The organism is Subtercola sp. PAMC28395 (assembly GCF_018889995.1).
Taxonomy (GTDB): domain Bacteria; phylum Actinomycetota; class Actinomycetes; order Actinomycetales; family Microbacteriaceae; genus Subtercola.
Map to the genome: position 1 here is coordinate 1,854,132 of NZ_CP076547.1, position 13,696 is coordinate 1,867,827.

General features: G+C 63.9%; 13 protein-coding genes. 12 read left to right on the plus strand and 1 reads right to left on the minus strand.

The window, feature by feature from the left end; translation table 11 throughout:
* Window positions 1-298 precede the first annotated feature (298 nt).
* The 9 genes from rpsB (at window position 299) to KPL76_RS08625 (ending at window position 7,976) form a co-directional block, all read left to right on the plus strand.
* Window positions 299-1,225 (plus strand): 30S ribosomal protein S2, encoded by a 927-nt coding sequence (rpsB, locus tag KPL76_RS08585; protein ID WP_216332325.1) that lies wholly within the window; start codon window positions 299-301, stop codon window positions 1,223-1,225.
* 75 nt (window positions 1,226-1,300) lie between these two features.
* On the plus strand, window positions 1,301-2,128 hold the full coding sequence (gene tsf / locus KPL76_RS08590) for a translation elongation factor Ts (protein WP_216332327.1): 828 nt from the start codon (window positions 1,301-1,303) through the stop codon (window positions 2,126-2,128).
* Window positions 2,129-2,248: 120 nt separating this feature from the next.
* Complete coding sequence (pyrH, locus tag KPL76_RS08595; RefSeq protein ID WP_216332329.1) at window positions 2,249-2,974, plus strand: UMP kinase; 726 nt, start codon at window positions 2,249-2,251, stop codon at window positions 2,972-2,974.
* Window positions 2,975-3,047: 73 nt separating this feature from the next.
* Entirely contained in the window at window positions 3,048-3,602 is a 555-nt protein-coding gene (gene frr, locus KPL76_RS08600; RefSeq protein ID WP_216332331.1) for a ribosome recycling factor, read from the plus strand.
* An 11-nt stretch (window positions 3,603-3,613) separates the two neighbouring features.
* A complete protein-coding gene (locus KPL76_RS08605; RefSeq protein ID WP_253201961.1) occupies window positions 3,614-4,570 on the plus strand; it encodes a phosphatidate cytidylyltransferase in 957 nt (318 codons plus the stop codon).
* A 67-nt stretch (window positions 4,571-4,637) separates the two neighbouring features.
* A complete protein-coding gene (locus KPL76_RS08610; RefSeq protein WP_216332332.1) occupies window positions 4,638-5,201 on the plus strand; it encodes a DivIVA domain-containing protein in 564 nt (187 codons plus the stop codon).
* A gap of 53 nt (window positions 5,202-5,254) precedes the next feature.
* Window positions 5,255-6,880 (plus strand): sodium:proton antiporter, encoded by a 1,626-nt coding sequence (locus KPL76_RS08615; protein WP_216332334.1) that lies wholly within the window; start codon window positions 5,255-5,257, stop codon window positions 6,878-6,880.
* A 70-nt stretch (window positions 6,881-6,950) separates the two neighbouring features.
* A complete protein-coding gene (locus KPL76_RS08620; RefSeq protein ID WP_216332342.1) occupies window positions 6,951-7,250 on the plus strand; it encodes a hypothetical protein in 300 nt (99 codons plus the stop codon).
* Window positions 7,251-7,976 (plus strand): alpha/beta hydrolase, encoded by a 726-nt coding sequence (locus KPL76_RS08625; protein WP_216332344.1) that lies wholly within the window; start codon window positions 7,251-7,253, stop codon window positions 7,974-7,976. It abuts the gene before it with no gap.
* Between the two features lie 89 nt (window positions 7,977-8,065).
* Here the strand turns inward: KPL76_RS08625 and KPL76_RS08630 are convergent, their stop codons facing one another.
* Window positions 8,066-9,121, minus strand: coding sequence for an AI-2E family transporter (locus KPL76_RS08630; protein WP_216332346.1), 1,056 nt, complete (start codon window positions 9,119-9,121; stop codon window positions 8,066-8,068).
* A gap of 121 nt (window positions 9,122-9,242) precedes the next feature.
* Here KPL76_RS08630 and KPL76_RS08635 point away from each other — a divergent pair, with 121 nt between their 5' ends.
* The 3 genes from KPL76_RS08635 to KPL76_RS08645 all read left to right on the plus strand — a co-directional run bounded on the left by KPL76_RS08635 (window position 9,243) and on the right by KPL76_RS08645 (window position 13,361).
* The gene (locus tag KPL76_RS08635) at window positions 9,243-11,075 is read left to right on the plus strand and encodes a hypothetical protein (RefSeq protein ID WP_216332348.1); all 1,833 of its coding nucleotides are present in this window, start codon (window positions 9,243-9,245) and stop codon (window positions 11,073-11,075) included.
* Entirely contained in the window at window positions 11,072-12,079 is a 1,008-nt protein-coding gene (locus tag KPL76_RS08640; protein ID WP_216332350.1) for a tetratricopeptide repeat protein, read from the plus strand. The genes KPL76_RS08635 and KPL76_RS08640 overlap by 4 nt, the downstream gene beginning before the upstream one ends.
* Before the next feature lie 160 nt (window positions 12,080-12,239).
* On the plus strand, window positions 12,240-13,361 hold the full coding sequence (locus KPL76_RS08645) for an AI-2E family transporter (protein ID WP_216332352.1): 1,122 nt from the start codon (window positions 12,240-12,242) through the stop codon (window positions 13,359-13,361).
* Window positions 13,362-13,696 lie beyond the last annotated feature (335 nt).

The window sequence follows — 13,696 nt, forward strand, 5'->3', positions numbered from 1 at the left end:
GAGAGGCATCCTGGCACGGCCCGCACGGGCCTGCCCTGCGCGGTGCTATCATGGACGGAGCACCGCGCTTTGTCGTGGTGACTACGCGTGCCATTCGGCCGCCAGATCCATTCGGTCTCTGACCTTCTGTACTGATCCAGGCTCATTCTGCTGGGTTCAACGGGGAGTCGGGGCGGTTCTGTGCCGGGCACCAGGAGCGCCGATCATCCGATCGCTGCTGAAAACCGATTTGGCCTGACCAGTTCTGCGTGCCCTCCGGGCGTGCACGGCGGCGGGCCTTGGAACAGGAGAACGGCTCATGGCCGTCGTAACGATTCGCCAGCTGCTCGACAGCGGCGTGCACTTCGGGCACCAGACCCGCCGTTGGAACCCGAAGATGAAGCGATTCATCTTCACCGAGCGTTCCGGCATCTACATCATCGACCTGCAGCAGTCGCTTGGCTTCATCGACAAGGCCTACGACTTCGTGAAGGAGACGGTCGCCCACGGCGGCACGATTCTCTTCGTCGGCACCAAGAAGCAGGCGCAGGAAGCGATCGCCGAGCAGGCGACCCGCGTGGGCCAGCCCTACGTCAACCAGCGCTGGCTCGGTGGGCTTCTCACGAACTTCCAGACGGTCTCGAAGCGTCTTGCCCGTATGAAGGAGCTCGAGGAGCTCGACTTCGAAGACACCGCCAAGAGCGGTTTCACGAAGAAAGAGCTGCTCATCAAGAAGCGCGAGCTCGACAAGCTGCACAAGAGCCTCGGCGGTATTCGCAACCTGACGAAGACCCCGTCGGCTCTCTGGGTTGTCGACACCAAGAAGGAGCACCTCGCGATCGACGAGGCGAAGAAGCTCGGCATCCCCGTGATCGGTATTCTCGACACGAACTGCGACCCCGACGAAGTCACCTACCCGATCCCGGGTAACGACGACGCGATCCGTTCGGTCGGCCTGCTGACCCGCATCATCGCCGACGCCGCAGCTGAGGGCCTGATCCAGCGCCACCAGAAGCCCGAAGAGGCCGGCAATGTCTCGGCTGTCGAGCCGCTGGCCGAGTGGGAGCGCGAGCTTCTCGAGGCTTCTGCTGTCGAGCTGGCCGTCGATGAGACTCTTGTCGCCGAGACCCTCGTAGAAGAGGCTCTGACCTCAGACGCCGTCTCTCCTGAGGTCGCCGCTGAGGCTGTCGTCGAGGCAGTCGTTGCCGCGGTCGAAGCTGAAGAGATCATCGAAGAAGCCGAGTAACTCGTAACCCGTTTGAACCATGCTGTGCCCGGGGAGACTCGGGCACAGCACTTTAGCTAGGAGTAATGAAGCACTATGGCAAATTTCAACGTTGCCGACGTTAAGATTCTGCGCGACCGCCTGGGCGCTGGAATGGTAGACAGCAAGAACGCTCTGGTCGAAGCCGATGGAGACATCGACAAGGCCATCGAGATCCTGCGCCTCAAGGGCCAGAAGGGCGTCGCCAAGCGCGAGGGCCGTGCCACCAGTGAGGGCCTCGTCGCCGCTCAGGAGTCCGGAACGACCGCCACGCTCATCGAACTCGCCTGCGAGACGGACTTCGTCGCGAAGAACCAGAAGTTCATCGACCTGAGCGAGAAGGTCCTGGCAGCCGTTGTTGCAGCCGGCGCCTCTAGCGTCGAAGAGGCGCTTGCCGCTCCTGCAGGATCACAGACCGTCGCAGAGGCGATCTCCGACGAAGCTGCAATCCTCGGCGAGAAGATCGAACTGCGTCGCGTTGCCCAGGTGACCGGCGAGCACTTTGCCATCTACCTGCACCGCACCAGCAAGGACCTTCCCCCGCAGGTCGGCGTGATCGTCGGCTACAGCGGTTCAGACGCCGAGACTGCGCGCAGCATCGCGCAGCACATCTCGTTCGCCAACCCCGAGTACCTGACCCGCGACGACGTTCCGGCCGATGCAGTCGAGGCTGAGCGCAAGATCGTGACGGAGATCGCCGAGAACGAGGGCAAGCCCGCTGCGGCCCTGCCCAAGATCATTGAAGGTCGCCTGACCGGCTTCTTCAAGCAGGTCGCCCTGCTCGACCAGGACTACGCCAAGGACAACAAGCAGTCCGTTGCCAAGGTGCTGTCGGAATCCGGCCTGACCGTGTCGGGTTTCGCCCGATTCAAGGTCGGCGCATAACGCTCCCGCATCTGGCAGGCAAAAAGGGGCAGCTTCGGCTGCCCCTTTTTTGTACCCGAAAGAGGGGCAAGGAATTACCGGTAGCCTGAACAACGGAAGTGACGAAGGGAAATCCACACGATGAACGAATCGACCGGAAAACGACGGGTTCTGCTCAAGCTTTCGGGGGAGGCCTTCGGTGGCGGTTCACTCGGAGTCAATCCTGATGTGGTCGGCGCACTCGCGAGGGAGATCGCCGAAGCAGCAAAATCCGTCGAGATCGCCATCGTTGTCGGTGGTGGCAACTTCTTCCGGGGTGCGGAGCTCAGCCAGCGGGGCATGGACAGGGGCCGCGCCGACTACATGGGCATGCTCGGCACTGTGATGAACGCCCTCGCGCTCCAGGACTTCCTCGAACAGGCTGGCGCCGCCACTCGCGTGCAGTCGGCCATCTCGATGACCCAGGTCGCCGAGCCCTACATTCCGAGGCGTGCCGAGCGCCACCTCGAAAAGGGGAGGGTCGTCATCTTCGGTGCCGGGGCAGGCTTGCCCTACTTCTCGACCGACACCGTTGCTGCCCAGCGTGCACTGGAGATCGGCGCCGATGTCGTGCTGGTCGCCAAGAACGGCGTCGACGGCGTCTACGACTCTGACCCCCGCACCAACCCCGACGCCAAGAAGATCGACCGACTCACCTACCTCGACGCGCTGCAGCGCGAACTGAAGGTCGTCGATTCGACGGCGTTCAGCCTCTGCATGGACAACCGGATGCCGATGGTCGTCTTCGGAATGGAGCCGCACGGCAACGTGACGCGCGCGATCCTCGGAGAAGAGATCGGCACACTGGTGCACACCTCGCACGCGTAGAGATGTCACGGGGCGTCTGCCCAGCCATCCACTGCGATTGACAGTAAACTGAGCCGAGAAATAAGGAGTTGCCGTGATTGCCGATGTACTGTCTGACGCCGCTGAGCGAATGAGAAAAGCCCTCGAGGCCACCAAAGAGGACTTCTCGACCGTCCGCACCGGCCGGGCCAACCCCGCCCTCTTCCAGAAGGTTCTGGTCGACTACTACGGTTCACCCACTCCGCTCTCGCAGCTGGCGTCGATGCAGAACCCCGAAGCCCGCACGATCATCGTCACCCCGTACGACAAGGGTGCACTCCGTGATATCGAGCAGGCACTGCGCGACATGCCGAACCTGGGCGCCAACCCCACGAACGACGGCAACATCATCCGCGTGACGCTGCCCGACCTCACCGAAGAACGCCGCAAGGAATTCGTCAAGGTGGTCAAGGTCAAGGCCGAAGACGGCAAGATCTCTGTGCGCAACATCCGTCGCAAGGCCAAAGACGAATTGGATGCCCTGAAGAGCGAAGTCGGTGACGACGAGGTTGCCCGGGCAGAGAAGGAGCTCGAGGCGAACACGAAGTCCACCGTCGATGCCATCGACGATGCTCTGAAGCGCAAAGAGACCGAGCTGCTGGAAATCTAGGCGTACCAGACGTGACAGAAGATTCGCGCGAGGGCAGGCCCGGTCGGCCGAGGCGATCGCCCCAGGGCATCACCCGGGCCGAGCTCGAAGAGCGGGTTCGTGCAAGGCGCGAGCAGTTCGAAGAGGCCAATGAGAAGATCACGGCGCGCACGGGCCGCAACCTCATCCCGGCCATTGCCATCGGCCTCGGCCTCGGCGGCACCATGCTGGTCAGCCTTCTGTTCTTCAATCTGATCTTCTTCATCTTCGTCGGTCTCCTCGTGTGCGTCACCGCAGCCGAACTCGTGCAGGCACTGCGCCGTTCAGGTCGCACGGTGCCGCTCATCCCGACAATCGCCTCCGGGGCAGCGGTTTCCGCAGCCGCCTACTTCTTCGGCGCTTCGGCGCAGTGGCTCGTTCTTCTTGTCGGCGCAGCCGTGGTGTGCGTGTGGCGCATTGTCATGCTCGCAAGCCGGAGTCACCGGGGCTCGGTGCAATCCGTTGTGCGTGACCTCTCGGCCGGTCTCCTGGTGCAGGGCTACGTCGTCTTTCTCGGGAGCATCTCGCTTCTTCTCGTCGTGCAACCCGGCGGCCAGTGGTGGGTGCTCAGCTTCATGCTCATCGTCGTCTGCGTCGACACCGGCGCGTATGTGGCGGGCCTGAACTTCGGCAAGCACCCGATGGCACCGCGCATCAGCCCGAAGAAGACCTGGGAGGGTCTTGCAGGCGCTGCAATAACGGCGCTGGTTGCTGGTGTGCTGCTCTCGGTCTTCCTGCTGCAGGAACCCGTGTGGTTCGGGCTCCTCCTGGGGGCGGTGATCACCGTCACCGCGACGTTCGGCGACCTTGCGGAGTCCCTGCTCAAACGTGACATGGGTATCAAAGACATGAGCACCTGGTTGCCGGGGCACGGCGGCTTTCTCGACCGCCTCGATTCGATGCTGCCCTCGGCAGCAGCGGCGTACGTGCTCTTCATCGTCTTCGCCTGAGAGGCACCCTGTGCGTCCACTCGGCTGGCTGTCAGCGTAACGGGCCAAGTATTGGCACAATGGTCGAGTGAGCCAATCCTTTCCCCTCAGCCGCAAGTCGGCTCTGGGCTACAACATCGATGAAGTCGAGGGATTTCTCGCCCGTGCCCGAAAGGCGTACGAGGCCCAGGCCGAGCTGAACCCTGCCGATTCTGCCGAGACGGATTCGACGAGCATCCGGCGAGCGAGCTTCGGGCTGCAAAAGGGCGGCTACTCGCCTGCCCACGTCGATGCGGCGCTGGAGCGCCTCGAAGATGCCTTCGTCGCCCGCGAGCGTGCGCGGGCAAAGCACGAGATCGGTGACGAGGCGTGGTTCACGCGCAGCAGGGAGCGGGCCCGCGAGATCGTCGCGCGTCTCGAACGCGCAGACGGCCACAAGTTCGCCCGAGCGAATGTTCTCACCGGCGGGTACAACCGCGATGACGTCGACGCTTTCTGCGACACCCTCATCGCATACTTCCGCTCGGGCGCGAACGTCACGGTGGCGGATGTTCGGGGTGTCGTGTTCCGCCCGAAGCTGGGCGGCTACAGCGAGGTGCAGGTCGACCTGGTGCTCGACGCCGTCGTCGACGTGATGCTCGCCGTTCGTTGACGCGCAGTTCGCTGAGGACCTGACCGATCCCCGTCACTCGCTAAGCTGACGGCATGCGAAACGAGATCGTCGCGATCATTGGCGTGATCGTCATCGTCGGGGTCTCGCTTCTGGCGCCGAAGCTGCGCATCGCTGCCCCGATCATCCTCGTGCTGATCGGGGTGGGTATCTCGATCATTCCTGGTGTACAGCCCGTTCATGTGCCGTCTGCGCTCATCCTGACGGTCGTGCTTCCGCCGTTGCTCTACGCGTCTGCGATCAACCTTCCCCTCATCGACTTCCGCCGCAATATCGGGAGCATCACCGGGCTCTCCGTAGCCCTCGTGTTCGTGAGCGCATTCGGAACGGGGCTGCTGCTCTTCTCGCTCTTCCCTGAGCTGAGCCTTGCTTCTGCAATCGCCCTCGGCGCGGTGATCAGCCCGACCGACGCTGTGGCGGCGACATCGATCGGAAAGCGGCTCGGGCTGCCCCACCGGCTGAGCGCCGTGATCGAAGGCGAGAGCCTCGTCAACGATGCCTCAGCACTCGTTCTGCTGAGGTCAGCCGTTGCTGCAACGGCAGGAGCGGTGAGCCTGTGGCAGGTCGCTGGCAGCTTCGTCTACTCGGTCGTCGTGGCAGCTGTCGTCGGTGCGCTCGTCGGTGCAGTGACGATTCTGGTGCGCTCGAAACTCTCCGACCCCGTCCTGACCACCGCGGTCTCGTTCGCCGTGCCGTTTCTTGCATACGTGCCAGCCGAATCGGTCGGTGCCTCCGGGGTGCTCAGTGTCGTCGCGGCCGGGCTCATGACCGGGCACTTCGGCGCCAAGTACTTCACCGCCCCCTCGCGCATCAGCGAACGGCTCACCTGGCGTACGCTGCAGTTCCTGCTCGAGAACGCGGTGTTCCTCATCATGGGGCTGCAGCTGAAAGACCTTGTGGAACAAGTCGTCGACAAACACCTGAGTGTCGAACAGGCGATCTATTTCGGGCTGTTGGCCACGGGGCTGCTGATCATCGTGCGGTTCGTCTTCGTGATGCCGCCGACCCTGATCAGCGCCTGGCGTCGCAAACGTCATCCGCCGCCCACGCGCCCGGGTGCCATGGCCGGTGACGTGCCGACCGGTGTGGCGGGCGGAGTCGTACTGTCGTGGAGTGGAATGCGCGGCGTGGTGACGCTTGCCGCGGCCCAGTCCCTGCCTGAAGACACGCCATACCGCCCCCAGTTGATCCTGATCGCCTTCACGGTGGCAATAGTGACCCTGATCGTGCAGGGGTCGACGTTGCCGTTCGTGATCAAGCTGTCGGGCATCCAGCGGGCGCGCGCAGCCGATGAGAAGGTGGAGTTCGCCTCGCTGGTGGATCGCCTGCAGGAGGCGGGGCGCGGGCTTCTCGAGAACCCGGAGCTCGTGCTGCCGGGAGGAGCCGTGCCCGACCTGGGTGTGGTCGAGCGTGTCAAGCGCGACGCCAAGTTGCGCAGCCAGTCGGCCTGGGAGGTCACGAGCCTGGCCGAGGACGAGACCAACCCTGCGCCGCACGAACAGTATCGTGAGTTGAGGCTCGAGGTGATCCGGGTCGAGCGCGAGACACTTCTCGACGAGCGCGACCGCGGTGAATTCAGCTCGCACACCCTCACTCGCGCCCACGAGATGCTCGACCTCGAGGAGTCTCGGCTGGTGCAGAGTGAGGGCCTCGGCGGGTAGTACGAGCGCATCGCCGGGCAGTCCGAGTGCATCGCCGGGGAGTCCGGGAGAGGCTCGTACAATTGACGTCATGCCCCGCAGCAATCGCCCTCGACGCAATTCGGGGGCGGGCGACACGGGTGACGACGGATTCGAACGCATGATGACGGGTTGGCGAACCGTCGAACACCGCCGGAATGGCGACTGGAACGTGCAGCCCATCTCGGCCAAGCAGGCCACGAAGCCGTACACCTGCCCCGGATGCTCGCTCACCGTCACGCCGGGAACGGCACACCTGGTTGCGTGGCGGGCCGACGGCGTGCTCGGCGACTCCAGCGATCTTGCTGCCCGCAGGCACTGGCACACCCACTGTTGGAGGATTGGTTCGTAGATGGCACCCGTGATCGATGTTCGAAGCAGCGTTGTGCTCCCCGCCATTCGGGAAGACATCGAACTGCACACCGAAGACGGTCTCACCCTGGTCGGTGAGCTGTCGCTGCCCCCGACAGGAGAACCGGTCGCAACGCTGGTGATGCTCCACCCCCTGCCGACGGCCGGTGGATTCATGGACTCGCACATCATCCGCAAGGCGGCAGGCAGGCTTCCGGCACTCGCCCAGCTCGCCGTGCTGCGCTTCAACACCAGAGGGACCTCGTCTCCGCGCGGGACGAGTGACGGCACGTTCGGCCACGGTGACGACGAGCGCCTCGACGTCGACGCGGCGATGCGGTTCGTAGGGGAGCGGGGGTTGCCGCACCCCTGGCTAGTCGGGTGGTCGTTCGGTACCGAACTCGCCCTGAAATACGGTCTGGGCCACGAGATCGAGGGCGCGATCCTCTTGTCGCCGCCGCTGCACCGCGCGACCACGGCGGAAGTCGCCGCGTGGGCCGGGACGGGCATCCCTCTTGTCGCTCTCATTCCGGAATTCGACGACTATCTGAAGGCTCCCGAGGCTCGGGAACGTTTTTCTTCTGTTCCCGAAGCCGACATCGTCGAGGTCGAAGGCGGAAAACACCTGTGGGTGGGGGAGTCGCAGACCAAGAGGGTGCTCAACGAGATCGTCCAGCGAGTGAACCCCGCCGCGGCCCCGCTGCCGGAGACCTACGAGACGGCCTGAGGCCGAGGATACGGCCAGAGTTCGACGAGACGACCTCTGGCATCTGCGGAACCGTCTCGGACACCTGCGGGACGGTTTGGGACCGCGGCTCAGCGCTCGTTCTGGATCGGAATCACGACCTGTTTGACGATCAGCATGATCGACGCGGCGATCGGAATCGCAACCAGCGCTCCCAGGACCCCGAGCAATGACCCGCCGGCCAGCGCGGCGATCACCACAACCGATCCGGGCACAGAGACCGCACGCTTCATGATGTTCGGGCTCAGCAGGTATGCCTCGACCTGCATGTACACCAGGTAGTAGATGGCGGCGACCAGAGCGGTAAGTGGTGAGCCCACGCCCGGGATCAGGCACACGGCGACAATGATGACTGAGCCAGAGATCGTTCCGACCAGCGGGATCAGAGAGAGCATTCCGGCGATGAACGCCAGAACTGCTGCGTATGGTGCCTGGATGATCGACAGGAACACGAAGCTCAGAACACCGTTGCAGAGCGCGAGCGTCACCTGGCCGATCACGTACCGGCCCACTGCCTCTGTCACCTGCTCGCCGAGGTCGGCGAACCGTTCGCGTCTGCTCGCCGGTACGAGGAGGTAGACCGACCTCTTCATCAGCGCGAGATTGGCCGTGAAGAAGAGCGTCAGGATGACCACGATGACGGTGCCGAAGATACCGTTTGCAATGCCCACGCCGACAGCCAGCGCACCGCCGGCGATCGTGGTGATGTTGCCGGGATCCTGCAGATACTTCGTGACCGCGTCGACGACGGCCTGCACGTCGATGAAGCCGCCCAGGCTGTTGGTGAGGTTCGATGCCCAGCTCGACGACTGGAGCAGGGTGGCCAGGTGCGGTATCTGGGCGAACAGCTGCGTCAGCTGGTCGATGATGATCGGCAGCACGGCGAAGACGAGGCCCGTGATGATTCCGGCGACGCCGATCACGACCACGAGGATGGCCACCGGACGGCGGAAATGGTGTCGTTCGAGCCAGGAGACGATCGGGTCGAGACCGAGCGCCAGAAAGACGGCGATGCCGATATACGTGAGAACCGTGGCGAGGTTTCCGATGGCGAGAAGGATCACCACACCGAGGCCGACGCCCAGTGTTCCCACGAGGCCCAGCGTGAAGGCGTTCTTCACTTTCACCTGCATATGCTCCCTCGGTCTGCCTGCAAATCTAGCCCCTGCACACGACAACGCAGAAGTCTGGGAGCATTCACAAGGAGGATCAGCTATCTTTTAATGTCTTTGTGTCTGGAGAAATCACGTGCGATTCATTCTTGCGATCTTCGCTTTCGTTATTGCGACAGCGCTCATCGGCATCGGTATCGCCGAGCGGACAGTGCTCCTTCCGCCCTCGTCGCTGAAGGTCGAAACCACCCAATCGGTGAGCACGCCCTATGTCTACATCGACAGTGATGTACTCAAAGCGCTGGGCGGAGACCAGACGGTCACCCTCTCCGGCAGCCCGAAGATCTTCGTCGCCTACGGCAGAACCGATGACGTGAAGGCCTGGCTGAACGGGTCGAGCTTCGCCAAGATCGCCTACCAGGGTGGCGACAAGCCCTCCCTGTCGTCGACGATCGTTCCCGCAGACACGACAACTGCCGCGGCGGCGAACGTCGCGAGTGGCTCTGCGAATCCCGCTGGATCCGACCTCTGGCTCGAGGAATACTCCGCCGACACCTCGATGTCGCGCACGTTCAACCTCCCGGCAGGTTATTCGCTGATCGTGGCCGACGACGGTACGGCGCCAGCACCGACCACGGTGAGCATCTCGTGGCCCCTCGACAACAGCACTCCAGCGGCCACGCCGCTGATCCTCGCCGGGGCAGCGTTCCTCATCGCCGGGCTCGTGCTGCTACTCCTGGGGCTCAATCACATGAAGAAGTCCCGCGGACCGCGCCGCAAGCCGCCGGCGCTCCCTCGGGGCACGAGGTTCTCTCCTTCAAGAACGAACGCCATCGAGTCCGGGGTCAGGCGCGGGCGACGCTCGATCACCCGCTTCACCGGAACCGTGGCGCCAGCCTTGGTGCTCTGTGTCGTGGCGGCCGGCGGAGTGTCGATGCCGGCGCAGGGTGCTCTTGCGGATACGGCTACGCCAGTGCCTGTGTCGACCACGGGAACACCGACGCCGAGTTCGACCCCGTCGGAGACGACCGGCACTCCCACGCCTGTTCCGACTCCCGAGTCCGGGCCGCCGCCAGTGGTCAGCGAGACGCAGCTCGACGCGATTCTCGCCCGGGTCAGTGCCACCACCACCGCGGCAGATGCTGCCTCAGACGCGACAGCCCTGGCCGCACGCGTCACCGGGCCGGCCCTGGAGCTGAGAGCTGCGACCTACAAGATCCGGGCAGCGGACCCCGCGTATCCAGCCCCACAGGCCATTCCCGTCGGGCCAGCCTCGGTTGTGTTGCCACAGGCTACAACGGCCTGGCCTCGCACCGTCTTCGCCATCGCTGAGAACACGGCCGATACGACCGTTGCGCCACTCTCGCTGATGATGGTTCAGGACACCCCACGCAGTGCCTACAAGGTGTACTACGCGATTCCGCTCGAGCCGAACACGACACTTCCCCCAGTTGCTCCGGCAACCGTCGGCACCTCGCGCCTGGCAGACGACAGCAAGCTCCTGTCCATCACCCCGGCCGATGCAGCGACCGGATATGCAGACATTCTGGCTGTCGGTGACCAGAGCCCGTATTTCGACAAATTCGATGCAACAGGTGACACACTTCGAACGAGCGTCGGCGTGGACTACAAGAACGCGAAGAAAGCCGCGCTACCCAACACTGCGAGTATCGAATTCGCAAAGGTCGCCGGGGCCGGGCAGACCATTTCGCTCGCGACTAACCAGTCGGGCGCGATCGTCGCACTCAACATCAGGGAGTCGGAGACCGTCAAGGTGGTCGAGGCCGGTGCGACAGTCAGTCCGGAAGGTGCGGTGAAGGCCGCTTCCGGCGTCACCACGTCGACGAAGGGCACCGAGGCGATCTACGATTACCAGTTGCTGTTCTATATCCCGCCGTCGGGCGACACTTCGAAGGTCAGACTTCTCGGTTTCGCTCAGGGGCTCTTGAGTGCAAAGGAGTTGCCGTGAGTCAGGTTCCCCCCTCCGCCGCGAGCCTGCGAGGTGCGGTCGACCTGTCTTCGCTGGTGAACCGGGCAACTTCGCCGGCGGGTTCGGCACCGTCATCGAACGGTAGCGGCGCGGCAGCGGGGCCTACGGGTGTCGTCACGGTTCCGAGTCTCCTTCTCGATGGAACTGATGCCTCGTTCTCGCAGATTCTCGAACTCTCCAACTCGGTTGCCGTCATTGTCGAACTGTGGGCATCGTGGTCTGACGGATCACGAATTCTCGCTCCGCTGATGCAGAAGCTGATCCTGGAGTACTCGGGCCAATTCGTGCTGGTCCGAGTCGAGACAGACACGAACCCTCAGCTGACCGAGGCGTTCCAGGCGCAATCCGTGCCGACCGTTGCCGCAATCATCGGTGGGCGACCCGTGGCACTGTTCGAAGGCGCGCAGCCCGAGCAGAGCATCCGCGACGTGCTCGAACAAGTGGCGCAACTCGCCGACCAGAATGGCATCACCGGCCGCGCAGAACCTTCAGACGGGCGCACAGGCGCAACACCCACCGAAAGTGAGGCCGACCCTGCGTCAGCCGCAGAAGAGGTGCTTCCCCCTCACCACGCTGAAGCATACGAAGCCATTTCGCGAGGGGACTACAAGGCAGCCATCGCAGAATACGAGACGGCGCTCGCGCAGAGCCCTCGCGACCAGCTGGCCATCGCCGGCCTCGCGCAAGTGAAGCTGCTCGACCGCCTCACCGACCACACGCTGGACGAGATCCGGGCGCAGGCAGCGGCCCAGCCCGAGGACCTCGATGCGCAACTCCTGGTTGCCGATCTCGACGTGTCCGGTGGGCACATCGACGACGCCTTCGACCGTATTCTGACCCTCTTCGCCTCGGCATCGGCCAGGGCAGATGTGCCCGCAAAAGACGTGTTGCGCACCCGGCTCCTCGACCTGTTCGAGGTGGTCGGTCTCGAAGACCCCCGAGTGACAGCTGCCCGCCGCCGTCTCACGATGCTGCTGTACTGATCCGCCTTCTGGTTGAAGAGCCTGCAAGGGGTATCGAAACCGGCTGCTCGAGAAGATTTCGATACGGCCCGGCGCGGATACCCAAGCGGCTGATGCTTGTCAATCGGCAGTATGGTTGCGCCTGATCTGACTGCCGGGGCAATAAAGTCGAACCATGAGGATGAGCAGGCGTCACACACCACCACCGAGCCCGGCCAGTATTTCGCCCGAGGTTCAGACCGTCACCCAGGGCACCGAGACATTCGCCCAAGTGAACGCCTTCAAGATCGGGCTGCTCGGGGCGCTCGGTGTGCTCGTGGCACTGGTCATCGGGGGGCTCGTCACGCAGCTGGGCACGGTGCTTATCTACGTCGGCGTCGCGCTGTTCATCGCTCTCGGCCTCGACCCCCTGGTGTCTCGCCTGTCGAAGCGGATGCCCAGGGCCCTCGCGATCGGAATCGTGTTCGGTGTCGTGGTGTTGATTCTCGCGGGGCTGCTGTTCACGATCATCCCGATCATCGTCGACCAGACGACGAATCTTGTGAACAACTTTCCGACGTACATGACGAACCTGCAGAACTCGGACTGGGTCAAGAATCTCGAGAACCAACTCTCGGGTGTAGTGAGTGTCGACGACGTCATCAAGAACGTGCAGACCTTCTTCAGCCCCGACAAGGTGCTCTCCCTCGGCGGCGGGATCCTGGCTGTCGGGGCCGGCGTGGCAAGCGGCGTGACCGGCTCCGTCATCGTGTTGATCCTGACGCTCTACTTCCTGGCGTCACTCCGGTCGATGAAGCGCGTCACGTACCGGTTCGTGCCGGCCACGAAGCGCGCGAATTTCGCCGAGATCACGGAGCAGATCACCCAGGCGGTCGGTCGCTACGTCGTGGGGCAGATTGCGTTGGCGCTGGTCAACGGCATTCTGAGCTTCATCTTCCTCTCGATCATCGGCGCGCCACTGCCGGTGCTGCTGGCGTTCATCGCCTTCCTGCTCTCGCTGGTGCCTCTGGTCGGTACGATCACGGGCTCACTGATCATCGTGCTCGTGTGCCTGCTCGCGTCGCCGCTCACGGCGCTCGTCGCTGCGATCTACTACCTGGTGTACATGCAGGTGGAGGCATACGTGTTGAGCCCTCGAATCATGAACCGCGCAGTGTCGGTTCCGGGGGCGGTCGTGGTGATCGGTGCGGTCGCCGGAGGAACCGTGGGCGGTGTGCTGGGTGCCCTCGTCGCGATTCCCGTGGCCGCCTCGGCCATCATCATCATCGAGAAGGTGGTGTTCCCGAAGCAGGACGCGAAGTAAGGCACTCCGTGCCGGGGGAGGGTTTGCGAGGGCACCCCTGACGTGAGCTGCGGAACGATGCCCACGTCCGGCCGGGACTCGACGCGCCGGTCCGAAACTTCAACACACTCCGTGCCGGGGGAGGGTTTGCGAGGGCACCCCTGAGGTGAGCTGCGGAACGATGCCCACGTCCGGCCGGGACTCGACGCGCCGGTCCGAAACTTCAACACACTCCGTGCCGGGGGAGGGTTTGCGAGGGCACCCCTGACGTGAGCTGCGGAACGATGCCCACGTCCGGCCGGGGCTCACGGGTCAGTCCGAAACTCTGAAGCGTTGGGTTTGGCGCCGCCTGCGGG

Excerpts from the sequence above, each read along its gene's own strand:
- rpsB (WP_216332325.1), top strand. The coding sequence starts at position 299 with ATGGCCGTCGTAACGATTCGCCAGCTGCTCGACAGCGGCGTGCACTTC.
- tsf (WP_216332327.1), top strand. The coding sequence starts at position 1,301 with ATGGCAAATTTCAACGTTGCCGACGTTAAGATTCTGCGCGACCGCCTG.
- pyrH (WP_216332329.1), top strand. The coding sequence starts at position 2,249 with ATGAACGAATCGACCGGAAAACGACGGGTTCTGCTCAAGCTTTCGGGG.
- KPL76_RS08615 (WP_216332334.1), top strand. The coding sequence starts at position 5,255 with ATGCGAAACGAGATCGTCGCGATCATTGGCGTGATCGTCATCGTCGGG.
- KPL76_RS08620 (WP_216332342.1), top strand. The coding sequence starts at position 6,951 with ATGCCCCGCAGCAATCGCCCTCGACGCAATTCGGGGGCGGGCGACACG.
- KPL76_RS08625 (WP_216332344.1), top strand. The coding sequence starts at position 7,251 with ATGGCACCCGTGATCGATGTTCGAAGCAGCGTTGTGCTCCCCGCCATT.
- KPL76_RS08645 (WP_216332352.1), top strand. The coding sequence starts at position 12,240 with ATGAGCAGGCGTCACACACCACCACCGAGCCCGGCCAGTATTTCGCCC.